This is a genomic window from Verruconatronum alginivorum, from assembly GCF_056590205.1.
In genome coordinates, this window is sequence record NZ_JBWPVQ010000001.1 from 5,616,355 (window position 1) to 5,640,572 (window position 24,218).

The window sequence follows — 24,218 nt, forward strand, 5'->3', positions numbered from 1 at the left end:
AAGCCGTGGCCGACGGTCTTCGGCTGAAGCACGAAGCTCCTGCTGGGACTGACCGGGCGATCCGGTCGCTTTGTGACAAACTTATTGAACAAAATCGGCTCACGTTGTTCTCTAAGGGGCTGAACCCTGTTATGAAGAGACGATTTGCTTTAGTCGTGGCGACCCTGTTTTTGGCTGGCGGTGTATTGGCCGAAGAGGGTTTGCCTCCTTTGATGCCTTTGGAGGAGGTCCGGCCCGGGATGGAAGGTTATTGGCGGACGGTGGTTTCTGGAACGGAGTTGCAGGAATTTCCCCTGGAAGTGATCGGCATCGCCGAGAATTTCATCGGTCCCGGGCGATCTGTGATCATCTGTCAGGCCGTCGATCCGGAGAATATTCTGTCCGGACCGGTTTCCGGGATGAGCGGCAGTCCGGTTTTCATCGATGGAAAATTGGTCGGGGCCTACGCCTATGGTTTTACCTGGGCTAAGGAACAGGCGATCATTGGGGTGACTCCGATCGATGACATGTTGGAAATTTTCGAACGTTTCCCGGAAGACGCGGCACCCCGGTCGCGGGGAGGGCGGTTCGAAGAACCGGTGGCCGGGGCCGTCGATGGCGCGGCGTTGATTTCCGGAGACGAGCGGATGCCGCCACGTTCGGCGTTGCAGGCGAATCTTCGGCCTTTGCCAATGGCTTTGACCGTTTCCGGGATTTCGCCGCAGGTTTTCAGTCAGTTTGAGGACCGGTTCCGGGAATTGGGGCTGGAGCCGATGTTGGCGCCGATGGGATCCACCGCGCGGGAAATCGACACGGAATTGCGGCCTGGTTCCGCCGTGGCCGGGGTGCTGATGGATGGGGATTTTTCCATCGCCGGGACCGGAACGGTTACCTATCGGGATGGTGACCGGGTGTTGGCCTTCGGGCATCCGTTCCTGGGAATGGGAAACACCGATCTGCCGATGGCGGCGGCCGAAATCATGACGGTGGTGCGGGCGGTGCCGGGTTCGTTCAAATTGAGCAACACCGGCCCGGTCATTGGCGCCATTTATCAAGACCGGCTCAGCGCGATCGCCGGCCGGATCGGTCGGGAAGCCCCGGTGACCCGGGTGACGCTGAATATCCGCGACGACAACGGCTTTCACCGCACCTACGCCGGGAATTTGTTCAAGCACCCGCAACTTTCGCCTTTGATTTCGACCATGGCTTTAGCGCAATCGCTCACCCAGACCATGGAGACCAGCTTGGAACAGACCTTTTTTCTTCGGTCGACCTGGGAAATCGAAGGCTACGAACCGATCGTCCTTGAGGATGTTTCCAGCGGTCCAAGTTCGCCGATGCGGTTGGCCACGCAACATCTGGGACTTTACAACAATTTGATCAACAATCCGTTCGCCGCTCCCGAGGTGAAATCGATCACCTATGATATCGCGTTCCACGACGAATGGTTGATTTCGCAGTTGGAGTCGGCCTTCATCGACCGAAGGCGGGTCAAAGCCGGCGGAACGGTGACGGTCGATCTGGTTCTGCGGGGGTATCGTGGGGACCGGGAACTGCGCCAGATCGAGGTGCCGATTCCCCCGGATCTCTCGGCGGAACGTTTGACCCTTTATATCGGCGACGCCGGAGGCGCCCGGCGTTACGATCCCCGACGCGCGACGCGTGCGATGTCGCTCAGCCATGTGCTCGACCAAGCCCGCGGCCAAAAAGGACGGAACGCGATTTACGTCAAACTGGTCCGCCACGCTCCCGGCGCCAGTGTGGAAGGCCGGAGCATGCCCAATCTGTTGCCCTCGGTGGCCGCCTCCCTGAAGTCTCCGCAAAGTGAAACGCCGGTGAGCGACATCGAATTCTCCACTCTCTGGGAATCCAAACTTCCGGTGGAAGCCGAATTCCGCGGACAGAAAACTTTTCAAATCGAAATCGAATGAGATCCGAAACAATCTTCAAATCTCCGCTGCGCGCGAAACTCGCCCGTGGCGGCCTTTGGTTCGCCCTGGCCTGCTTGCCCGCCGCGCTTCCGCTCGGGGCCGGGCTGTCGGTCAGCCATCATGGGTTCAACCATTTCGCCCCCGGCGAATTCGAAAACGTCTCGCTTCATCGCGACGGACGGTTGACCCTCGCCCCCGGGGTGACGGAGATCGGGCGGTTGGCCGAGTCGGTGATTTGGAGCGCCGTGGCCGCTCCCGACGGCTCGGTCTATCTCGGGGCCGGGACCGAAGGAAACGTTTACCGGCTCGATCCGGAAGGGGAGCTGGAAGCTCTTTTCACCACGGAGGAAGTGTTGACCCGGGCGATGGCGGTTGATTCCGCGGGACGACTTTACGTCGGCAGTTCTCCTGATGGAAAAGTCTACCGGTATCTGGGCGACGGAGAACTCGAAGAATATTTCGACCCGGGTGAAACCTACATTTGGGCGATGCTTTTCGACGAAAACGACGATCTTTTCGTGGCGACCGGTGACAAAGGACGCATTTACCGCGTGGCGGCCGACCGCGACCCGGAGGCGGAAAAGGAGATCTTTTTCGAGGGCGAGGAATCTCACATCTCGACCCTCGCCTGGGATCGTGACGGCACTCTGTTGGCCGGGACCAGTCCCAATGGCTACGTTTACCGAATCCAGGGGCCGGACGATGTCTTCGTGTTTTTCAATTCCCCGGACGAGGAAATCCGGCAAATCGTCGCGACCGACACCGGGGATCTTTATGTCGCGACCTTTTCGTCCGCGGCGGAACAAAGCGGCGGCCGTGGTGCGGCGATCGCCCAAGCGGTGGCGGCGCTCTCTTCTAACGGTGATGCCAGCGGAGGCGAGAGCTCTTCGTCCAACCGGGGGTCGAGTTCCGGCAACAACGCCCGTCCCAGCACGCTTTACCGAGTCGATGCCGACGGATTTTTCGAGACCTTTTGGGGCTTGCCCGGCGTCGCGATCCATTCGCTTCTGTTGGCGGAAGACGGAGCGTTGCTGATCGGAACCGGCGACGACGGCCGGATTTTCTCCCTGACCGGCTTCCAGTCCTGGCGTCTGCGTCAGACCCTTCCGGCGGGAAGCCGTGTGTCCGAACTCCTGCGACGCCCCGGTTCGACCGATGTGTTGGCTTTCAGCAGCAACCCCGCCCGGGTTTACAGCCTCGACTTCGGATTGTCCGAATCCGGTCAATACACCTCGGAGGTATTTGACGCGACCCAGGTCGCCCGGTGGGGGCGGATTTATACGGAAACTTCGAAGGCCGGCGGGAACGGGGTGAAAACCTTTGTCCGGAGCGGCAACACCGAAAAGGCCAACCGCACCTGGAGCGCCTGGCGGGAGGTCGATTTCGATGGAGACGGAGAAGGGATCACGCCCGCGAGCCGATATTTTCAATACCGGCTGACTTTCGGGGAACCCCGCAGCGAGGTGCGGGGAGTGCGGTTCTTCTATCGTCACGCCAATGCGGCGCCGGTGATCCAGTCGTTGCGGGTGGTGACGGCCGATCTCGGACTGGAACGATTCGAAATGCCGCCCCAGGCGCCTACGATCGATTTGGAGCAGTTGGCCCGGGAAAGCGGCCGCCGGGGAATTCCGGTTGCGGAACCGCGCCAGCAGATACGCGGCATCGAGCAACCCGGGATGATCACTCTCGTCTGGCGGGCGCGGGATCCGAACAACGACGAGCTTCGTTACACGGTGCGGCTTCGGCCGGCCGGCGCGGTGGCTTGGGATACGATCGCCACCGGTTTGCGGCATTCCTTTTATTCCTTCAATGGAAACGGTCTCCCCGATGGGGAATATCAAGTGAAGGTGATCGCCAGCGACCATTTATCGAATCGGCCGGGCGAAGCCCGGGAAGCCCGCCGGGTGAGCGAGAATTTCGTGGTCGACAACACCGCCCCGGAAATCCGGGTCGAGGAGGTTTCGGTGAACGGATCCTCCGCCACCATCCGTTTCTTAGCCGCGGACCAAACCAGCATTCTCGAATCAGCCTCGTTCGCCCTCAACGGGGAGGAACCGGTGTTGTTGTATCCGGAAGATGGATTGTTCGATGCGCGGGAGGAACGGTTCAAAGTGAATTTGAACCGACTGCCGGCCGGACGTCACGCCGTTTTGTTGCGGGTGACCGATGAAGCAGGAAAAGTGCGGGTCCATCAGATCGCGGTCGAAGTTGAGCAAGGAAGGTAAGAAGTGATGTGATCGCACCCGGGCAAGACCCATCGGACGAGACTATGCGGGAGCGGCTGGCGGAAGTCGGCCGTTATTCCCGGGTGGGCAAAGCGCATGAACACGGACTGGTCGTGTTGGCGATGGGGATTCCCTATTGGCTGATGCCGCTGGAGGAAGGGGGCTACGGCCTGTTCGTGGAAAAGCAATACGAGGGGGCGGTTCGGGAGCAGTTCGGCAAATTCGAACGGGAGCATCGGTATTGGCCGCCCCCGCAGGATTTCCTTCCGGCCGGAAGCGGCGCCGGCGGGTCGATCGCCCTCTACGCGGTGTTGATTTGGGGGATCTTCATTTTCCAGGACCGACGCCTGCTGGAAGCCGGCAGCGCCTTGGAGGAAGCAATTTGGAACGGCGAATGGTGGCGGACGATCACCGCTCTCACGTTGCATGGGGATTGGGCTCACCTGACCGGCAACACCTTGGGCGGGATTCTCTTTTTCGGATTGGTGTTCCGGTATCTCGGCCACGGGCTCGGCTGGTTCCTCATTCTGTTGGCCGGAATGGCGGGCAATCTCCTCAACGCGTGGGGCTACGCCGGATCGGGGCATAACTCGATCGGCGCCTCGACGGCGGTATTCGCGGCGCTCGGCCTCGTCGTTGGATTTCGCCTGCTTCGGCAATTCCGCCTGACCGGTTGGGAATGGCCCCGCAACCTCTGGGCTCCGCTCATCGCCGGACTGGTCTTACTCGGTTTCCTCGGAGCCGGGGGGGAGCGAACCGACGTGTTGGCCCACTGGTGGGGATTCCTGGCAGGCGTCGCCTTGGGGGGAGCTACCGGCCTGTTTCGGCTGGAAGAACGCTGGAAATCCACCTCCACCCAACGCCGATTGGTCTGGGTGACGCTCGCCCTCATCATCTTCGCCTGGTGGCTCGCCCTCCGATAACCCTTAAACCAGCACTTTTTAGCCGCGAGAAGGCACAAAAGACACAAGCGGAAAGTCCGATTCACCCAATGGCCCTTCATGAGCTATCCCATGCTTTTTGCGTATCTTGCGCTTTTTTGCGGCTATTCCGACTGCTGAGTTCAGAATAAGGGAGGAACCGCGCCTCTTCAGGTGAAGGAAAACTTTGAAAACCGGGCCGTGATGGGTCAGGCTGGGCGGCGACATGGAAAGCAACGACACACGAATCGCGGTATTTGGATTGGGGATCATCGGCGGCACCTGGGCCCGCCATCACGAGGCGGACGGCCGACTGGTGGCGGCGTGGAACCGGACTCCGAAGCGGGATTTCCCTCGTTGGACGGCGGATCCGGCGGAAGCGGTCCGGCGGGCCAATGTTCTCTCGATTGTTTTGTCGGATCCTCCGGCGGTGGAGGCGTTCCTCGAGCGAATCGAAGGCGAATTACGTGCGGGGCAACTGGTGATCCAGTCGACGACCATCGATCCGGAGAGCAGCGAGCGCTTCCAAAAGCGGGTGGAGAAGACCGGGGCGACGTATGTGGAGGCCCCGTTCACCGGCAGTAAACCGGCGGCCGAAGCTCGGAAGGTGGTCTACTACCTCGGGGGCGAAGAGGAAGCGATCGCGGCGGCCGAAGCCGCTTTGGCTCCGATCTCCGACGCCCGGTTTACGATCGGAACCGGGGCTCAGGCCGCTGGCTTGAAGCTGGCGATGAATCTGCAGATTGCCCTCCAGGCGGGAGCGCTTTGCGAGAGCCTCAGCGTGGCGCGGGCGGCGGGCATTTCCGACGACGTTTATTTTAACGCGTTGCGGAAGAATGTGGCTTGGTCCGGGTTGACCGCCCTGAAGGAGCCGAAGTTGCGGGACTCGGATTTTTCCCCACAATTCTCGGTGAAGCACATGTTGAAGGACATGCGGTTACTGCTCGGAATGGAAAGCGGGAAATCCTGTCCGTTGGGCGGGGGAATCGAAAGAGCGCTGGCCAAGGCGGCGGAAAAAGGGCATGCCGACGACGATTTCATCGCGGTGATGAAAGGCTTGGCCGGCTGATGCCTTACGAGAAGTCGCCCAGCAGAAAGAAATTCTTCAGGCCGTTGGCTTGAATTTCGGCCTCGATCCGTTTTTCGATCCCGGTCCGGATTTTTTTATATTTCTCATCGCTCCAACCAGTCATCTCGGCTCCGAAACGGTCATCCATGACCTTTTCGGCGAAGCGGCTGGCGAGCTCGCGCCAAAAAACGCCGTCGACGTGGCGCTCGAAAAACTCGGCGTCCATCTCGTCGGCGAAGGCGTCGGTCTCGGTAAAGTCGTCGGTGCCGGGATCATGCCGCACCACATCCGCGTGACCCGCTTCTTTGGCGGCGGCGAAGATCTTGCGCCGCAGCCGGGAAATCTCGCGGCACTCGTGGCCGGTCCATTCGGCCTGGCCGTTGGCCACGCAATCGGCCAGATAAACGGCTTTCAGCAACGTGAAATACTCGTTGGTGGTGAATTCAAGGTTCATCGATAAGGTGTTTGCGAAGATTGAAACGAATCTTGCCCCCTTCCGGGGCAACCACAAGGGCGGAAAAAAGAAAATCGACGTCGGCCAGGATAGGACGACATGGCATGTCCTGATCGGATACCATGATCTAATAGGTATGAGGTTGACATCTGGGGAGGTGGGGACCAAGACTACCGATCGTGAAGGATGAACCAACCCCAACGCAGAAGCGGATCGCCGAGATTCTCGGTATTTCGCAGACGTTGGTCTCCCGGGCGCTTTCGGGGCGGGCCGGGGAGATCGGGGCTTCGCCTGAAACGGTGGAGCGGATCCTTCGTACCGCCCGCGAACTCAATTACGTGCCGAGCGCCAATGCCTTGGCGTTGCGGGGAGCTCCGACCCGAACTCTCGGGGTGGTCGTGAAGGATTTCGACGACCCGTATTTCGGGAGAATTATTGGCGCTTTGCAGACGTTGGCGCGCGAAAGCGATTATTCGTTGCTCCTTACCGGAGGGGAGGAACGGGACATTTCCGCTCTCCAAAAACACCGGGTGGATGGAGTTATTCTCGCCGGGAGCGATTTCAATCCCCCGGGGCTCGTCCGATCGGTTTTCGGCGATATTCGCGGGGTTCAGATCGGTTGCGGCAAGCGTCCGGCCGGATTTTTTCAAGTCAGTCTCGACGAGAGGAACGGAATCCGTGGGTTGGTCAAACATTTGGTCGATTTCGGGCACCGCCGGGTCGGATTCGTCGGCCAGAAACACCTTTCCGCCCGCCGCCGGGGGGTGGCTTTCAAGGAGGCGTTGACGGAGCTTTTGCCGGATGAGGCCGACCGGGCTTCGCCGGGTTCGGTTCAAGTGACGAGTCGGGACGAAATCGGTCCGGTCGCGGAGCGGTTGCTTCGATCGAAACGCCGGCCGACCGCGTTGGTATTCGCGGACGACGCGCTGGCCCTCGCTTTTCTTCGGGAGTTTCACGCGCGGGGAGTCTCGATACCGTCGGGATTATCGGTCGCGGGGATCGACGACATTCCGGCTTCGGAGGATTCGGTGCCGCCCCTGACTACGCTGCAACAACCGTTCCGCGAGTTGGCCGATCAAGCTTTCCGGATTTTGACCGGGGAGCAGCCCGGGGAAGGGGAAATCCAAATTCCGGGCCGGATCGTCCCGCGCCTCTCGACGGCCGCGCCACCGGTGGCATAAATCGCGTTTCAATTTTTTATCCATACTATGAGCATGAAAACCAAAGTAAAAATCGACATCGCGGATACGCGCCAAGTTTCCGGGGAAGCGGCTGTGAAGCAAGGGGCCGAGGCGATTCGGCAAGCGATCCGGACGAATGGCCGGGCCAACATTATCGTCGCGACCGGGGCCTCCCAGTTCGACGTGCTGAAGGCCTTGGTGGCCGCGGAAGGAATCGATTGGACGAAAGTGACCGGGTTCCATCTCGACGAATACGTCGGGTTGCCGATCACCCATCCCGCGTCGTTCCGGCGTTACCTCTGGGAGCGCTTTGTATCCAAACTTCCATTTCCGTTGGCGGCGTTCCATTTCCTGAATGCCGAAGAAGATCCGCAAGCCGAGTGCGAGCGGGTCGGGGCGATTCTCAAGGAACATCCGATCGACGTTTGTTTCTGCGGGATCGGGGAAAACGGGCACTTGGCGTTTAACGATCCTCCGGCTGATTTCGAAACCGAATCGCCTTACCTGGTGGTTGATCTGGATGAAGCCTGCCGCAAGCAGCAACTCGGCGAGGGGTGGTTCAAAACCTTCGACGATGTGCCGAAGCAAGCCGTTTCGATGTCGATCCGTCAGATTCTGAAAACCAAGACGATCATCTGCACGGTGCCCGACGAGCGGAAGGCGCAAGCGGTCAAGGATTGTTTGACGGGCGAGGTGACGCCGCAGCATCCGGCTTCGATCTTGCAGAAGCATGCGGCCACGACCGTTTTCCTGGACAAAGCGGCGGCTTCCCTTCTGGACGGATGAGTTGTATTTTCGCGGCATGAACAACCCCCTTAGGATTGTAATCGTCGGGACGGGAGTGATCTCGGAGACCCATCTGCGCGCGATTCAGGAAAGTGAAGAGGCGACCTTGGCCGGTTGGGTCGGGTCCTCCGCCGAGAAGGCTCGAGCCCAGGCGGAAAAGTTTGGCGGGACAGCGTTCGCCTCGATTTCGGAGGCGGTCGCTTCCCCTGAAGTCGATGCGGCGATCGTCGGAACGCCGAGCGGATGCCACGGCGAAGTCTCTTTGCCTTTCCTGAAAGCGGGCAAGCCCGTGTTGTGCGAGAAGCCGATCGAAATCACTACCGCCCGGGTCAATGAAATGATCTCCGCGGCGGCCGCGTCCGGAACGGTTCTGGCCGGACTCTTCCCGATGCGGGAAGGGTTCGGGGCCCGGAAGATCAAGGAGGCCCTCGAGGCCGGACGTTTCGGTCGGCTCACCATGCTCGCCGCAAGGGTGAAATGGTGGCGGGATCAGTCGTATTACGATGACTCCAATTGGAAAGGGACCTGGAAACTCGACGGTGGGGGGGCATTGATCAATCAAGGTATCCATGCCGTGGATCTTCTTTATTATTTCGGCGGGCGGCCGTCGGTGGTCCAGGCCTTGGCCGGAGAGACCTGTCATCCGGGGGTCGAGGTCGAGGACAGTATCGTCGCGAGCCTCCGTTATCCGAATGGAGCGGTCGGCACCATTGAGGCATCGACCGCTTGTTATCCGGGGCTGAACCTGCGGTTGGAGGTTTCGGGCGATGCGGGGACGGCGGTCATTGAGAACGACCAGATTCTGGTTTGGGACTTCCGGGATAAGCAGCCGTCGGATGGGGATGTCCTCAACCGGGAGAGTAAGATCCGCGGCGGTTCGAACAATCCCAAGGTCGCTTCAGCCGAAGGCCACCGGATTCAATTGGACGCCTTTTGCCGGGCGGTCCGCACGAAGGCGAAGCCAATGCTCAGCGGGGAGGAGGCCGCCGGAGCGGTCGAGATCGTCGAACGAGTTTATCAATCGGCGCGTGCCGCCAAAACATTGCCGGAACCGCGGGACGCCGGTTCCACTGGATAAAACACATCATGAAAAAACATTCATTTGGATTCGCGGGATTTCGTCACAGCCATGTGATTCAACTCTATCGCTCGGCGGTGGCCCATGCCCGGATCGACGTAACCGGCGCCTGCGAGGAAAACTCCGCCGCACGAGAGCAGTGGGCGAAAGACGCCGGGATCAACTTCACCGCGGGGACGCTGGATGAGATCATCGAGTCCGACGCGAACGACGTCGTAGCGATCGGCGACGTTTACGCCGCCCGGGGCGATTTGGCGATTCGCGCGTTGCGGGCCGGAAAACATGTGGTTGCCGACAAGCCTTTGTGCACGTCGATGGACGAACTGGCGGAAATCGAAGCGCTGGCGAAGGAGAAGAAACTGGCGGTTGGTTGTATGTTCGATTTGCGGACCCTGCCGGCGATCCAGACGTTGCGTCAGATCGTGGCGGATGGGGAGATCGGCGAAGTGGTTACCCTGACGATCCTCGCCCAGCATCCATTGCTTCGGCAAACCCGTCCCGGATGGTATTTCGAGCCGGGCCAGCATGGAGGAACGTTGAATGACATCGCGATTCACGCCACGGATTTCCTTCCGTGGTTGACCGGACAACGGCCCAGTGCGGTCACCTTCGGGCGGAGTTGGAATAAGAAGGCGGCGGATTCGCCTCATTTCAAGGATTGCGCGCAAGGATCGATTCGGTTGGAGAACGGCGGAGGGGTGTTGCTCGACGTCTCATACCTGGCGCCGGACCGGACCGGATATGGCATTCCGATGTATTGGCGGATCACCTGTCATGGCACCAACGGGATCGCCGAAACCCACGCGCTCGGAAAAACCGTGACGGTCGCCGCCGATTCCGACGCGGAAGTGCGGACGATCGAGGCCAGGCAGATCTCGGAACGGACCTATTTGGACGATTTCCTTGATGACGTCGAGGGGTCGCCGAATCTCGATGGCGTTCATACCGCCGACGTGATCGAAGCCCAGCGCTGGGCATTGCGATTGCAAGAGGCGGCCGACCGGGGGGATTGAGGGGATAGCCGCGAAAAGGCACAAGAGGCGCAAAATGAGGGAAATATGATTAAGCAGCCGTGGGACGACCGATCACCGATCCGGTAAACCATGCTTCTCTAATTAACGCTCTTTTTTGTGTATCTTGCGCCTTTTTGCGGCTACTAAATGATTTTTGGGATAATCCGGTCCGGTGTCTGGACGGATTTTTCCGTCCGGGTTCTGTCATCAATCCGCAAATATTGCTTTGCGACGGGTTGCGAATGTTCTAAGTAGAAGGAACATGGCCGACTCCACTCAGCTCCAATTTATCGCCAGGAACCGCGGTGCGATCTTTTGGCAGCTTCAGTTCGTCTGCTGGGGAGCCACGATTCCAGTCGCGGTTGTGATGGCGGCCAATTACCGCCTCAGTCCCGAAATCAGCGTCGCGGTCGGGGTCGGGCGAGGAATCATCGGATTACTGGTCACTAGTTTTCTCTTTCGTCCGCTCCTGAGAAACGTCCGGGTTCGAAACGCTCCGATTCTTTCGGTTTGCGCGATGTTGTTGATCGGCAGTGGGATTCTCGCGTTGACTGAAGGGTGGGTGACCAAGGCATTCGTCGGGATTGCGGTCGCCGACCTCGACACGGCGCCGGTTTACCTGGCCGCGAGTACGGCCACCCGCACGATTCTTTACATTTTCTGGTGCCTCTTGTATTTGGGAATCAATTACTGGCTCGACACCCGCGACACGCAATTGCGAGTGGCTCGGTTGGAGGCGGAGAACCGGGCGGCCGAGTTGATGCAACTCCGGGCGCAGATGAATCCTCACTTTCTCTTCAACGCATTGAACTCGATCCAGGCTGAAGCGGCGGCGCCGAACCGTGTCCTGGCATTGACCCAAAACCTCGCCGAGTACCTGCGGTTTTCCCTCTATCACTCGGATGGACCTCAGCAATTGGGGAAGGAGCTCGACGCGATCGATCATTATTTGTCCGTCGAAGGTATTCGTTTTGAGGAGCGTTTCAGTTACACCATCGCGGCCGATGAACGCGCGCGGCGGTGCCGGGTGCCGGGCGCCATGATCCAGCCGTTGGTGGAAAACGCGCTCAAATACGGATACCGCACCAGCCCGTCTCCCTTGCGTCTTTCTCTCCGCGCCGAAGTCAACTCCGACAGCTTGGTGGTGGAGGTGGCCAACAGTGGGAAGTGGGTCGAGCCTGACCCGGCCCGCGAAGGAGGTCTCGGTTTGTCCAACCTCCGTCGGCGTTTGGATCTGCTTTGCGATGAATCCGCCAGCTTGGAGGTGGCGGTGGACGATGGATACGTGAAGGTATCCTTGCATTTGCCGGCGGAGTTGCCGGAAACGGTTTTGGCATGACGACGACCCGCAACGACACGATCCGGGCCGTATTGGTCGACGACGAACGACTGGCGCGGAAACGGATGAAGGAGCTGCTGACGAAGCATCCTGATATTGAAATTGCCGGTGAAGCAGCCGACTTGGATTCGGCCCGTTCGGTTATCCGGGAAGTAGCTCCCGATGTTGTTTTTCTGGATATCGACATGCCACCGGGGGATGGATTCGATTTGCTGCCGGCCATTCCGGCGGCGACGGAGGTCGTATTTGTGACCGCGCATGATAGCTACGCGGTGCGAGCCTTCGAGGCCAATGCTCTCGATTATCTCCTGAAACCGGTGCATCCGGATCGTTTGGCGACTTGCGTGGAGCGTTTGGTCGGGCGGTTTCGCCTTAAACCGGCATCTCTCGGCGACGAGACCGGCCGGTCGGAACAATCGGGCTCCTTGATGCCGACGGATCCTTTGGTGGTCCGCGATGGCCAAGTCTGGCGCCGGTTGGAGCCGACGGCGGTGGTGGCCATTCAAGGGGAAGGTTCCTACACCCGGGTGTATTCGTCGGATGGTGACAGCTTTCTTGTCTTGAAGACGTTGAACCAATGGATGGATACGTTGCCGGCCTGTCATTTCGCCCGACTGAATCGATCCCTGGTCGTGAATATGACGCGGGTCAAGCGGCTCGACACGTTGAATCGCGATCTCGCCCGGCTGTATTTGGAGGGATTGTCCGAACCCTTGCTGCTCGGGCGGGTCGCTTCCAGGCAGCTTCGCCAGGAGTTGAAAAGCGATTCGGCTGCAAACCGGTGAAAGAGCCATCGCCGCTGGATTGCGGCGATGTCACGGATTCCTCAGGTCGATACCGCGACGACGCGGTAGAAGGCCCGGTCCTCGGCGAGCGGTTCGGCGAGGAGAATGGGACCGTTGTTGCCGGGAATGGGTTCACCAACGTCGGTCCAATTTTGCAGACCGACCGATCGCTGGAGTTGGTAGTCGGTGCCCCAGCGGGAGTGGAATTTCAGTTCGATCGTATCGCGGAGCTCGTTGGCGACTTCGTCGAAGGCGGTCACCGTGCGGATCGTGACGTCCTCGGCTTTCACCGGGGAGACCAGCGGGCGGGTTTGCAGACGGGCGTCGGTCACTTCCTGGAGCCGCAGGGCCATTTGGGCGCGTTTCGCCTGTTGAGCGGAGGTGGCGAGAGTTGGTTGTCCGAGGAGAGTGCGGCGTGCTTCCGCCCAAACGGACAGATTGCGCATCTCGACGGGGAGACCGGTGGCGGAGTCGGTATCGGTTCCGCCGAGGGAGGCCGGGCGCATGTCGTAGAATTCCTGTTGGTCGGCGGCGATGCCTTCGCCGTCGAAATATCGGACATATTTGTAATCGGCCTCGCGGATCATCTGGAGGCGGTTGGGCGGATCGACGATGCCGTTGCCATCCGTTCCCTCCGCTGATTGGCCGGCGAAGACGTCGTCGAAAGTGAAGAGGACGTAATCCTGCACCGCGGGGGCCGTTGGGTCGAGGACCAGGCTGCTGTAATCGACTCCGGCGAACGAGTAGGTCGAAGGATCCGGGACGCCGAGCAGCGCGCAGACGGTCGGAAGGAAATCGACATGCGAGACCAGGTGAGGACATACGCGTCCTTCGGGGAAGAGCTCCGGGTTCGACCAGACCAGCGGAATGCGGATGGTCTCTTCGTAGCAGTTGAACGTTTTCTGCCGCATGCCGCCGTGGGCCATTCCCATTTCGCCGTGGTCCGAGGTTCGCACGATCAGGGTGTTGGCCCGCATCGCTTCGCCGGCCGGGTTGGCATTGAATACGGCGAGAATGCGTTGAAGTTGGCCGTCGACCAGCTTCATGAGATTGCCGTAAAAGTTCAGGTAAGCCCGTTTGTGGGCGTCGGTCGGGAGGATGCCGAGGCCGTTGAGTTTGAGCAGGAGTTCCCGTTGGCAGGTCGGTTTGTGATTGGCGAGCAGATCCTCGTCGACGGTCGGGGGGAGTTCGAGTTCTCCCAGGAGATCGGCCGGGGTGTAGCCGTCCTCGCCGACATTGCCCGGGTAACCGAGAACATCGTGCGGATTGACGAGGGAAACGACGAGGCAGAACGGTTTGCCGCCCGGGTTGTCGCGTTTGTGCTCCAGGTAGGTGATGGCATCGTTGGCGAAGCGGGTGTCGTGATCTCCGAGACCGCCGCCGTAATTCTCGATTTTGACATCCTGCCCGGCGTCGGGGGCGTTCCATTGATCGAAGCCGTAGCGCGAAATATCGTCGTCTTGAAACACTCCGTCCGCGCCCGCGACACCGGTGCTCAGGTGCCATTTTCCTTTGTAAACGACCTCGTAGCCGGCGGCCTTGAGGACCGTGGCCAAGTTGGGCAGGGAAGGGTCGAGTTGGTGTTGGGAACTCGAATTCGGGAAGCCTTCGCTGAGGGTGTCGACGGATCGGTGCTGCGCCGGGAAGACGCCGGTGAAAAGGCAATTGCGCGCGGGGGTGCACATGCAGCTGTTGGTGTAGGCTCGGGCGAAGGAGACCCCGTTCGCCCGCAAGGAGGTCATGGCGGGGAGGTTTGCCGCGGCCCATCCGGGCGGGAACCATTGCAACTCGCGCTCCTGGTCGGTGATGAACAGGATGAGATTCATGCCGGATGTCGCCGGGGGCACCGAGAGGGGGCGGTTCGCGGCGCGGGCTCCCGGAACAAAAACATTAAAGAGCGGTTGGCCGATCACCGCGGCGGCACCGGCTTTGGTGACAGTCTTTAGGAAGGTTCGGCGCGAGGTCGCTTGAGGGAATGGAGGAGATTGTTTCATCGTTTGATCGTATTTTGGTTAGGTGGGTCGACTCGTCCGGATCACGCGGATCCCGGGAGGCGCGGTCGTTATGGTATCGTTCGATTGAGCAAAACGACGATCGCGAAACGAGTCCGAATCGATGAAACGGGCCGGTTTTTGGGCGAAACGGGCGATCCGGCCAACTGCCGGGCGGTCGAACGGGAAGGGGCAAACGGTGCGGGGATATTCCAGATGACATTGACCTCGGTGCCGAATCGGTCAGCGGGGTAAAATCGATAAGAGGTGGGTGCGACTGGAGGCCCCCGTCTTGAGGTAGATGGATGAGAGTTGTCGCTTGACCGTTTCCTGGCTTTTGCCGAGGCGCGCCGCCATCTGTCCGTTGCTCAGTCCTTGACGAAGGAGTTGGATCAATTCGCGTTCGGCCGGCGAGAGACGGGGGGCGGGAGGAGCGACGCCGACGATCGACTCGGGTTCCGGGAAGTCGATGAAAAAGATCGGTGGAGTGGAACCGGGCCGCTGGGGGTGGATAAACCGGATCCGCGCGGGCGGAGCTTCGTTTCCGGGCGAATCGAGAATGAAATTAACGCCGTCGGCCCGAAAAGGTTCGCCTTGGAACTGTTCGGAGAGTCGCTTCCGGAGGCCATGCAGTTGGTCCACCAGCGCGGGAGGGGGGTGAAAGCTGCGTGCCACGGTCTTCTTCCGGATATGGGCCGGACCATTCCATAAGGCTGCCTGACGGCGTGCCTCGGGATGGATGAAAAGAGGACGGAGGTTCCAATCCAAAAAAAGTCCGGGTGGAAGAAGATCATGGAAGATCCTGGGCAGGTAGGTTTCGAGATCGGTCGTTTGGGTTTTCCGCATGAAACGCCCGAAGGCTGATTGTAGCGAACCCCGCACGTTTTCCGCACGCCGGAGGTCGGGCTTGGTGAAGGGACCGAAATCTCCCCGAAAACCGACCAGTAAGCCTCTTGGACATCCTTTTTCGGCGAGGGGTATGGCGATGAGATGATTCCACCCGTGCGGCTGCATGACAATCTGATGGAGGGGGGCAAGGGTCGCCGGAACGTTTCCGGAAAAGTTGTGGGCCCAAGCGCGGAATCCGGGTCGGACGTCCGACAAGGTCACGAAATGATTCGCCAAAGCTTCTCCCGTTTTAGGAAGAATGTCTTCCGAAAAAATTGTTGGAAGGCCTCCGGACGGAGGATGAGCAAGCATCATCCCGGAAGCTTCCGTGGCCACAAAGACCGAAAAGAGATGTTTGGCGGCTCTCCAGAAGCTGGCGGGATTGTTCGCTGAATTCAGCAAACGAATCGACGCGGCCGCGGCATCCATCAGGAGGTCGAGGGTCTCTTCAAGGTGAAAAGTGCTGTTCGGGCCAAACATCGGTCGGCGCCGAAGCGGGATCCAGGCAAACACACTCAAGCGCCTGAGATGGACTTCTCGTCGAAAGAATTGAATCTGTCAAGATCGCAACCTTCGCCGAACCGGTCGGCGGCGCCCGACATTATGGCCCCGGGCGATCTCCCCGGTTCTTGACCACCCGGGCGGGGACGCCGACGGCCACGCTGTAGGGCGGAATGTCACGGGTGACGACCGACCCGCCGCCGATCACGCTGCCTCGTCCGATGGTGACTCCGGCGGTGATGTTGACCCGTCCGGCGATCCAGACATCGTCCTCAATGACGATCGGAGCAAGTTTGAGACCTTGCTCGCGAATCGGTTTGTCCGGGTTTTCGAATACATGGTCCCCAGCGATCATCATCACCATCGGGGCGATCCGGACCCCGTTGCCGATACGAATTTGACCTGAGAGATCGTTTTGATTGCCATAACCGACGAGGATCGATCCGGTTTGGATACTGCAATCGTCGCCGAGGACGACGTTGCCTTGCACCACGGCGTCCGGGGCGACCTGACAGTTTTTCCCCATACGAATCGTTCCGTTGCGCGGATGGATTCGGGCCTCCGGGTGAATCCGGCAACTCGGATCAATGTGGACATTCGCATGGCGCAAGGCGAGTTTCCGGCCCGCCCACAACACGAGACGATGCCGCCAGTGGGTCGGTTTCACCGCCACCGAATCCCCGCCGTCGAGATAGTTCCAGATCAGGCTCATCGGATGGGTTCCTGGGTGTTAGGATTCGCTCATGGCCTTGGCCCGCTCGGGCACCAAGGCGGTCTGGGGACGTTCGCCGCGAGCGAACCGTTCGAGCTCGTCGGCGACGAATTGCCACCGTTGCTCGAATTCGCGCGGGGCGTTGGCCCGGTGGGGGGCGAGTAAAACCCGGTCGTTCGATCGGAGCGGGCTGTCGGCTTCCAACGGCTCTTCTTCGAACACGTCGAGGGCGAGGTGGATGTTCCGCTCGGCGACGGCGGCGATCATATCGGCCTGCCGCACCATTTTTCCCCGGGCGATATTGATGAACAACGCCTCGTCCCGCATCGCGTCGAAGTGTTCCCGCCGGATCATGTGGTGCGTCTCGGGATTGTAACCGCCCGCCAGGATGATCACTTCGCATTCCCGGAAGAGCGAAAGGAGCGAGTCGGCTTTTTCGAAGCCTTGGCTTTGCAAGGAATCGGCCGACGAATGGGCGGAATGAATCTGGATTCGGTCGGTGAACTGTTTGAACAGGTCGGCGATTCCGCGTCCGATGAGGCCGAATCCGATGATGCCGACGGATCGGTTATGGAGGATTCGGGTGCGACCGAATTTCAGGCGCGGCCACGCTTCGCCGCTCCGCATGTAATGGTGGTAATTGGCCAACTGGGTGAGGGCGGTGAGCGCCATGGCCAGGGTGTATTCCGCCATTGGACGCACCCGGGTCGGTCCGGTATGGATCACACAAAGATCTTTTTCGAGGGCGTATAGGTCGTCGATGTTCTGGCGAACGCCGCCATAGGTCGTTCCAATCAATCGGAGGCTGGGGAGCGCGTCGATCACCTCGCGGGTGATCAACCGGTGGCCGGTATAGGGAAGAATGATCGCCTCGGCGTCTTGGGCGGCGGCAATCAGCTTTTCCGGCGTGTCGGCTTCGGGCGCCTCGACGAGTTCTCCAAGGGCGGCGATCCGACCCCGGGCGTCGGAGTCTTCGATTTTACAGGCGAATACGATTTTTTTCATAAAGTCAGGAGGTGATAAGATATTCGTTCACGTTTCCTCGATGAAACGGAGTGTAAGCCCGAAGACCGTCGACCACGGCAACGACGGCGGCCGAAGCGCGCCGCTCCTTCATCCGGCGAGAGCCGGATGCTACCCCGTAGCATCGAGTTTTCACTCGATGAAACAGAGCACAAGCCGGAGCTTCGTGCTTCAGCCGAAGACGGTCGGCCACGGCACTGAAGGCGGCTGATGCGCGCCGCTTCTTCATCTGGCGAAAGCCGGATGCTACCCGGTAGCATCGAGTTTTCACTCGATGAAACAGAGCATACGCCGGAGCTTCGTGCTTCAGCCGAAGACCGTCGGCCACGACACTGACGGCGGCTGAAGCGCGCCGGTCCTTCATCCGGCGAAAGCCGGATGCTACCCCGTAGCATCGAGTTTTCACTCGATGAAACAGAGCATACGCCGGAGCTTCGTGCTTCAGCCGAAGACTGTCGGCCACGGCACTGACGACGGCTGAAGCGCGCCGCTCCTTCATCCGGCGAAAGCCGGATGCTACCCCGTAGCATCGATTTTTCACTCGATGAAACAGAGCATACGCCGGAGCTTCGTGCTTCAGCCGAAGACCGTCGGCCACAGCAACGACGGCAGCTGAAGCGCGCCGCTCCTTCATCCGGCGAAAGCCGGATGCTACCCCGTAGCATCGAGTTTTCACTCGATGAAACAGAGCATACGCCGGAGCTTCGTGCTTCAGCTGAAGACCGTCGACCACGGCAACGACGGCGGCTGAAGCGCGCCGCTCCTTCATCCGGCGAAAGCCGGATGCTACCCCGTAGCATCGAGTTTTCACTCGATGAAACAGAGCATACGCCGGAGCTTCGTGCTTCAGCCGAAGACCGTCGACCACGGCATTGACGGCGACTAAAGCGCGGCGCTCCCTCATCCGGCGAAAGCCGGATGCTACCCCGTAGCATCGAGTTTTCACTCGATGAAACAGAGCACAAGCAGGAGCTTCGTGCTTCAGCCGAAGACGGTCGGCCACGGCACTGACGGCAGCCAAAGCGCGCCGCTCCTTCATCCGGCGAAAGCCGGATGCTACCTCGTAGCATCGAGTTTTCACTCGATGAAACAGAGCATACGCCGGAGCTTCGTGCTTCAGCCGAAGACCGTCGACCACGGCATTGACGGCGACTAAAGCGCGGCGCTCCCTCATCCGCCGAAAGCCGGATGCTACCCCGTAGCCGAAGGTTTCCCGGTTGCCGTGAAGCGTGACGATGCAGCCGCCGATTTCCCGGCTCCAAACCGGTAGAATCGAAAACTCGCCGACGGCTTGATTGACCCGGGGTCGATTCACGCGGTCGGTGTGGGGCTCGATTCCACGGCGGCGAGGAGTTGGGCGAAAAGACCCATGCCCCATGGAGCGATGACCCGCCATTTCGTTCGTTGAAGATCGATCTCGGCCGCCTCGCGTTTATTGCTTTGCGAAACCCCCGTCAACCATCCGTCGGGAGTCAATTTTTTCAAGAGACCGTCGCGGGCGCGGAGGGCGGTCAAACGATGATGCGGATCCGCCAGACCGATGTTGGCGGCGATGGCGATCGCCGCCGCGATTCCGGACGATCCGGAAGTATCGGGAGCGGTTTCCGGTTCTTTCAGGAAACACGGCCAAAGGCCATCGTCGCGTTGATAACGTCCGACCCAATCGGCGACCCGTTCGATTTCCTCAACGAGCGAGGCGGGGCGTTCGTGGGCGGGAAGGAGAGCCAAGGTGCGGACCAAGCCGAGCAAATACCAGGCGATGCCGCGCGACCAGTTTGGAAAAGTGCGAAGCCCGTCTCCGGGAGAGTGCCGCAACCATAGAGCGTCGGGTTCGGTCAAATAACGGCGATTGACTTCGAGTTGGTGCAGCGCGCGATCCCGGAGTTCCGCGCGTCCGGCTCGGAGCGCCATCGCCATCATCGGGTAGGCGATGTTGTAGGAGGTTTCGGCCACGACCCGGTGTCCGACCGACTGGGTGATCTCGCAAAAATGTTTCTCGAAACCGTCGTCGGCGAGACGGAGGGCGGGATGTGCTGGATCGACCAAGGCCAAAATCGCGAATGGTCCGGTCGATTCGGGGCCGCCGGGTTCGCCGTCGCACGGTTCGCCGCGAATGTTTTCCCGTTTGCCATGAACCGGATCGAGAAAAGTCCTGAGATGGTGACGCAACATCGTCCGAGCATCGGTCCGTCCCCGGGCGGTCCAGTCCCAAAGGCCGTCGAGGACGCAGATCTCCATCCAGTCGCATGGCTGGAGTGAGGTGGGCGAGCAGAAAAGGGACAAGAACCGGTCCGTGGTCGCGGGAGTGGTTTTCCCCAACAAATGGGGAAGAATCGGATCGGGGGCGTTCGGTCCCGCCGTGACGATCCAAAACGTGGATACCTCTTCGGTCAAGCTCAGAGCCAATCCGTCGGTGAACGCAGCGTCGGCTTGCTCTTTCGTCAAAGGAAGCTCGAAAACCTGGCCGGGACAGGCGAAGAAAACTTCGATCACCCCGAACCGTTCACCAGTCGAGGCATTGGCGACCGCGACCCGGTGAATCGTCCGTTCGTCCACGGCCGCGGTGATGCGGAGCGTCATCGGCGACATGTCTCCCGGAATCTGTTTCCACCGGAGGACCAACGGCGGGGCGGCATCCGGATGGGAAATGGGAGCGGTATTTCGTCCGGCCATCGGACGTTTCTCCGGCGGAAACTCGATCCGGGGCGATTCAATCGAGTCGGTCAGGTGTCGTGCGGTGGCGATCTCAGGATCGACCGCCATATCGGTAAGGGTGCGGCGGTCGGGTAAGGGACGGATCTCGACGTTCGTTTCTTGAAGTCCGGCGACCTCGCGAGTGACGCGAGCGGCTTCGACGGCGGAGATCCGGACATTGTCGAGGACGACATTGCGGATTGGATACGACGGGAGACCGGTCATGATGATCGAACGTCCGGCGGATTCGCAATCTACGTCTCGGAGGGTGATGTCGCGGAAGTCGGGAACGTCGGCGAGATTGTCGAGATCGAGCGTCTCCTCCTTGTTGCCATCGTAATGAAGATTGATGTCGATCGCTTCAAGTTGGATACGTTTCATTTGTATCCGTTCGATCAGGATCTCTTTCACGAACCCGCCCCGGGAAGGTTTGCTTTTGATCCGCACTCCCCGGTCGGTTCCATCGAAGAGGCAATCGTGGACATGAACGTTGCGGACGCCGGCCGACATCTCGCTGCCGATGACAATGCCGCCGTGACCGGAACGGACCCGGCAATGCCGGATCAGCACGTTCTCGCAAGGGCGTCCATCCTTCCAGGCATCGGGGCCCCGGCCGGCCTTCAGGCAGATGGCGTCATCGCCGGTGTTGATGTCGCAATGCTCGATCAGAACGTTCCGGCAGGCGTCGGGATCGATCCCGTCGGTATTGTGGGAGACATGAGCCGGAGGATTGGTCACCGTGATATGACGGAGGGTCAATTCCCGGCACCAAACCGGTTGCAAGGTCCACGAGGGACTGTCGCGGAAAGTGACCCCATCGACCAGGAGCCGTTCGCATTCGATCGGTTGGAAAAAGACGGGACGGACTCCAGCCTCCCGGGTCCCGAAGCGGCGTTGGTCGAGCGGAATGTTCTTTTCCGGAATATGGACCAGGATATCCATCATCCCGGGTTGACTGTATTTCCAATGCCACCAAGCCGTGCCTTGTCCGTGTAAAACGCCCTTTCCGGTGAGGGCGATATCCTCGCATCCATAGGCGTAAATAAACGGCGAGTAATTATAAATCATGGTCCCTCCGCGCTGGGAGAGCACGGCGGGGAGATAATCCTCAGGATTGTCGCTGAACCGAAGTTCGGCGCCCGATTCGAGGTGAAGTTCGATTCGACTCCGGAAGTGGATCGGACCGGTCAGCCAGATCCCGGAAGGAATGACCACCTGTCCTCCGCCTGCCCGATATGCCGCTTCGATGGTGGTTTGGATTGAGCGCGTGTTGAGTGCTTTGCCACCGGGAATCGCGCCGAAGTCGCGGATGTCGAACATTTCTCCCGGAATGCGGGGAAGGACGGGAAGGTCGAACGGAGTGAAAACAGAGGTGTCGATGTTCAGGGTCATTGGACAAGAATCGGACGCAGAAGCGCGGCGAGGTTGGCCCCCATCCGGGCGGAACCGTGTGGAGGCGGATGGAGAAGGTCGGTTCCAAGGTAGGTGGCATCTTTCACGATTTGATTTCCCTCGATTAGATGGAGGTTCGGGTCATTGGATTCCCGATGAATCCGCCGCAGTGTTTCGTCGAAGAATGTTTGCCGTCGGACGATCTCCGGATCGCTTTCGCCGAAACCTTTGTCGCGATTGGGGAAGATGGTGATCAAAGCGATCGGTTGGACGGGATGCTTCCGGCGGAGTGCTTCGAGCAAATAGCGGACCCGCTTTTCGAAAAAGGATTCGGCTTCGGGGATCGATCGAAGATTCACGCCGAGTTCAAGCGTGGCGAAATCCCAGTCGATCGATCCGAAGAAATCGGCCGCCACCGGCTCGACGTGACAGGATCCGCCCAATCCTTTGTTGAAGACATCCACGCCGAGTTCGCGGGCGGCGAAACCGGTGTAGCTGAAAAAAGTGGAGTGGGTGATCGACGAACCGTAGGCGAGCCAGCGCAGGGCCGGAGTTTCCGTGGACTCGGGGGCGCGCAACGGATGACCGAGGGTATCGACGCCGTGAATACCGATCTGGGCGCGGTCGAAGACGATGCGCCATACGTCGGGGGACCACCCGCCCAGGTGAAGGCTCTCCTTTGCCGCCCGCTCGACGAAGGCCGGGGAGTCCAAGGTCAACAGGGTGGGGCCGCCGACGGGAATCCGGTGTTCGGAGTGTTCGAACACCCCGCGGAAAACCCGGACCGTTTCCGTGCCGTCGAGGTTGGAGAGCAAAACCCGGACCGTTGGGGCCGGGGTGACGAACCGGATCTCCGCCATGGTGCAGTCTGCCCCTTTCAGGCGGGCGCCGGGGTTCATTTGATTGCGGACCTCGGTCGGGTAGCGGGAGAGAAGGTGGCCGGGATACAACGGGTGTGGTTCGGCGACGGCGTTGTGAATGGAAAACGATCCTTCCTGCAGGGTGGTCATGGTGCTGGTTTTAAGATGGAACCTGATAATTGGGCGGTTCGATCTCGACAACAGCGGCGTTTGCCTCGGGCATGAAATTGCAGAGAATTCGGTCGCCGGAGAGATTGAACACCGGGTGGTGACAGACCCGCAAGGCATTTCTGCCCGGAGGTTCACGCTCGCCGATGAATTTCGGCAGGTTGACCCGGGAGATCTCCTGGCCGGATTTCCGGGAAAAGAAAACCACCGAGCCGCCGGTGTCGGTGACCTCGTCGGTGACGATGAGATCCGGGTTGGCCGGACTCACCGACGGGTGTCGTCCGGCGCGTCCGGTGGAATGTTCCGCCAGCATTTTGTAGTTGGAACCATCATACCGGACTTCGGTCAGGACGGTTCCCGGTTTTCCGTCGGGCCGCGGGCCGTAGCCGATCAAAGCATCGCCATCGGGTTGCCATCCCCAGTGGACCCCGCGCCGGTCGAAGCTGAGATCGAGGGCGAGGTGAATCTCTGTCATCTCCCGGTCGGCGGTGAAGACGTAAGCCAATCGTGGTTCGCCGCGTTCCTTCACGACGCAATGGTTGCCGAAATAAAAGAGGAACCGGGTTCCTTGACGATTCCATCGGACGCAATAGGTCATGAGGGTCAGCCCCTCGTCCGGGCCGAGCCGGGACTGGAGTTCCTTTTCGGCTTGGAGGAGTCGTTCCCGCTGCGGATGCCGCTCAAGGATCTCAGCGGTGGAAAGCGCGAGAGTTTCGCCTGGCGGATCGAAGCGGATGTGTGAAATACCGTGGCTATGGCGGTCGAGAAACGGGACCGGCGACTCCTCCGGTTTCCATTTACCGTCGCCGTAACCGGCGGCGTAGAGCATGCCGTGGCTGCAGGCGAGGCCCGGCTCGCCCGCAGGAGGCAACCCTTCCAGATCGCCGGCGACCCGAATTTCGCGGCCGGTGGCGAGCTCCCGCCGAACCGTAAACGGTTCCTTCATGGTTCCGCTCTGGTAGTAAATGTATCGGGAATCCGGTGACCAACTTTGCCAGAAACCGGTGTGCCAGAAGGAGGGCATCACCGGTTGCCAACCGAAGCGATCGAGGATCTCGCCGTCCGAGGACAAGATCAAAACCTCGCCATGGTCGGATCGCGGATCCGCTCCGGCGATCACCAGCCGTCCCGAACCATCCGGGGCGTATGGGCAAAGCGTGTAGTAGCTGTGGACGCACCAGCGGTCGGGAACGGGAAAGGCGCGGATCACGGCGGTCGACATGGCGGGT

Annotated in this window: 20 protein-coding genes; 11 read left to right on the forward strand and 9 right to left on the reverse strand. The window is 60.2% G+C overall.

The genetic code is table 11. The annotated features are described in order from the left end of the window. The first annotated feature begins 131 nt into the window (after window positions 1-131). The 4 genes from ACWUI2_RS20710 to ACWUI2_RS20725 all read left to right on the forward strand — a co-directional run bounded on the left by ACWUI2_RS20710 (window position 132) and on the right by ACWUI2_RS20725 (window position 6,124). Window positions 132-1,910 carry a hypothetical protein gene (locus ACWUI2_RS20710; protein WP_486984750.1) on the forward strand — a complete coding sequence of 593 codons (1,779 nt, stop codon included), beginning with the start codon at window positions 132-134 and terminating at the stop codon, window positions 1,908-1,910. Then, the gene (locus tag ACWUI2_RS20715) at window positions 1,907-4,135 is read left to right on the forward strand and encodes a hypothetical protein (RefSeq protein WP_486984751.1); all 2,229 of its coding nucleotides are present in this window, start codon (window positions 1,907-1,909) and stop codon (window positions 4,133-4,135) included. Before ACWUI2_RS20710 ends, ACWUI2_RS20715 begins: the two co-directional genes overlap by 4 nt. 44 nt (window positions 4,136-4,179) lie before the next feature. Continuing rightward, the gene (locus ACWUI2_RS20720; RefSeq protein WP_486984752.1) at window positions 4,180-5,058 is read left to right on the forward strand and encodes a rhomboid family intramembrane serine protease; all 879 of its coding nucleotides are present in this window, start codon (window positions 4,180-4,182) and stop codon (window positions 5,056-5,058) included. 223 nt (window positions 5,059-5,281) lie between these two features. Then, entirely contained in the window at window positions 5,282-6,124 is an 843-nt protein-coding gene (locus tag ACWUI2_RS20725; protein WP_486984753.1) for an NAD(P)-dependent oxidoreductase, read from the forward strand. A gap of 4 nt (window positions 6,125-6,128) precedes the next feature. Here the strand turns inward: ACWUI2_RS20725 and ACWUI2_RS20730 are convergent, their stop codons facing one another. Beyond that, window positions 6,129-6,578 carry a hypothetical protein gene (locus tag ACWUI2_RS20730; RefSeq protein WP_486984754.1) on the reverse strand — a complete coding sequence of 150 codons (450 nt, stop codon included), beginning with the start codon at window positions 6,576-6,578 and terminating at the stop codon, window positions 6,129-6,131. Window positions 6,579-6,757: 179 nt separating this feature from the next. Here ACWUI2_RS20730 and ACWUI2_RS20735 point away from each other — a divergent pair, with 179 nt between their 5' ends. From ACWUI2_RS20735 to ACWUI2_RS20760, 6 genes are all read left to right on the forward strand, one after another. Further along, window positions 6,758-7,759: a LacI family DNA-binding transcriptional regulator gene (locus ACWUI2_RS20735; RefSeq protein WP_486984755.1), complete on the forward strand. Its 1,002-nt coding sequence runs from the start codon at window positions 6,758-6,760 to the stop codon at window positions 7,757-7,759. Between the two features lie 33 nt (window positions 7,760-7,792). After that, window positions 7,793-8,545, forward strand: a complete 753-nt coding sequence (locus ACWUI2_RS20740; RefSeq protein WP_486984756.1) for a glucosamine-6-phosphate deaminase — start codon at window positions 7,793-7,795, stop codon at window positions 8,543-8,545. 16 nt (window positions 8,546-8,561) lie between these two features. Continuing rightward, window positions 8,562-9,623: a Gfo/Idh/MocA family protein gene (locus ACWUI2_RS20745; protein WP_486984757.1), complete on the forward strand. Its 1,062-nt coding sequence runs from the start codon at window positions 8,562-8,564 to the stop codon at window positions 9,621-9,623. A gap of 8 nt (window positions 9,624-9,631) precedes the next feature. Continuing rightward, window positions 9,632-10,636, forward strand: coding sequence for a Gfo/Idh/MocA family protein (locus ACWUI2_RS20750; protein ID WP_486984758.1), 1,005 nt, complete (start codon window positions 9,632-9,634; stop codon window positions 10,634-10,636). A gap of 262 nt (window positions 10,637-10,898) precedes the next feature. Beyond that, window positions 10,899-11,975: a sensor histidine kinase gene (locus tag ACWUI2_RS20755; protein ID WP_486984759.1), complete on the forward strand. Its 1,077-nt coding sequence runs from the start codon at window positions 10,899-10,901 to the stop codon at window positions 11,973-11,975. Beyond that, entirely contained in the window at window positions 11,972-12,760 is a 789-nt protein-coding gene (locus tag ACWUI2_RS20760; protein WP_486984760.1) for a LytR/AlgR family response regulator transcription factor, read from the forward strand. Before ACWUI2_RS20755 ends, ACWUI2_RS20760 begins: the two co-directional genes overlap by 4 nt. Window positions 12,761-12,801: 41 nt before the next feature. On the opposite strand, the gene ACWUI2_RS20765 is transcribed toward ACWUI2_RS20760, so the two are convergent. The 5 genes from ACWUI2_RS20765 to ACWUI2_RS20785 form a co-directional block, all read right to left on the reverse strand. Further along, on the reverse strand, window positions 12,802-14,754 hold the full coding sequence (locus ACWUI2_RS20765; RefSeq protein WP_486984761.1) for a sulfatase family protein: 1,953 nt from the start codon (window positions 14,752-14,754) through the stop codon (window positions 12,802-12,804). A 240-nt stretch (window positions 14,755-14,994) separates the two neighbouring features. Then, window positions 14,995-16,119 carry a helix-turn-helix transcriptional regulator gene (locus ACWUI2_RS20770; protein ID WP_486984762.1) on the reverse strand — a complete coding sequence of 375 codons (1,125 nt, stop codon included), beginning with the start codon at window positions 16,117-16,119 and terminating at the stop codon, window positions 14,995-14,997. Between the two features lie 121 nt (window positions 16,120-16,240). Continuing rightward, window positions 16,241-16,852, reverse strand: coding sequence for an acyltransferase (locus tag ACWUI2_RS20775; RefSeq protein WP_486984763.1), 612 nt, complete (start codon window positions 16,850-16,852; stop codon window positions 16,241-16,243). 18 nt (window positions 16,853-16,870) lie between these two features. Next, window positions 16,871-17,857, reverse strand: coding sequence for an NAD(P)-dependent oxidoreductase (locus ACWUI2_RS20780; RefSeq protein ID WP_486984764.1), 987 nt, complete (start codon window positions 17,855-17,857; stop codon window positions 16,871-16,873). A gap of 4 nt (window positions 17,858-17,861) precedes the next feature. Further along, entirely contained in the window at window positions 17,862-18,779 is a 918-nt protein-coding gene (locus tag ACWUI2_RS20785) for a hypothetical protein (protein ID WP_486984765.1), read from the reverse strand. Window positions 18,780-18,824: 45 nt separating this feature from the next. Between ACWUI2_RS20785 and ACWUI2_RS20790 the strand changes: the two genes are divergently transcribed. Further along, window positions 18,825-19,031, forward strand: coding sequence for a hypothetical protein (locus ACWUI2_RS20790; RefSeq protein ID WP_486984766.1), 207 nt, complete (start codon window positions 18,825-18,827; stop codon window positions 19,029-19,031). Between the two features lie 155 nt (window positions 19,032-19,186). Here the strand turns inward: ACWUI2_RS20790 and ACWUI2_RS20795 are convergent, their stop codons facing one another. Genes ACWUI2_RS20795 through ACWUI2_RS20805 form a run of 3 tightly spaced genes read right to left on the reverse strand, consistent with a single transcriptional unit; the run spans window position 19,187 to window position 24,211 of the window. After that, the gene (locus ACWUI2_RS20795; protein ID WP_486984767.1) at window positions 19,187-21,961 is read right to left on the reverse strand and encodes a glycosyl hydrolase family 28 protein; all 2,775 of its coding nucleotides are present in this window, start codon (window positions 21,959-21,961) and stop codon (window positions 19,187-19,189) included. After that, window positions 21,958-22,971, reverse strand: coding sequence for an SGNH/GDSL hydrolase family protein (locus ACWUI2_RS20800; RefSeq protein WP_486984768.1), 1,014 nt, complete (start codon window positions 22,969-22,971; stop codon window positions 21,958-21,960). The genes ACWUI2_RS20795 and ACWUI2_RS20800 overlap by 4 nt, the downstream gene beginning before the upstream one ends. A gap of 10 nt (window positions 22,972-22,981) precedes the next feature. Then, window positions 22,982-24,211 (reverse strand): hypothetical protein, encoded by a 1,230-nt coding sequence (locus ACWUI2_RS20805; protein ID WP_486984769.1) that lies wholly within the window; start codon window positions 24,209-24,211, stop codon window positions 22,982-22,984. Window positions 24,212-24,218: the final 7 nt, after the last annotated feature.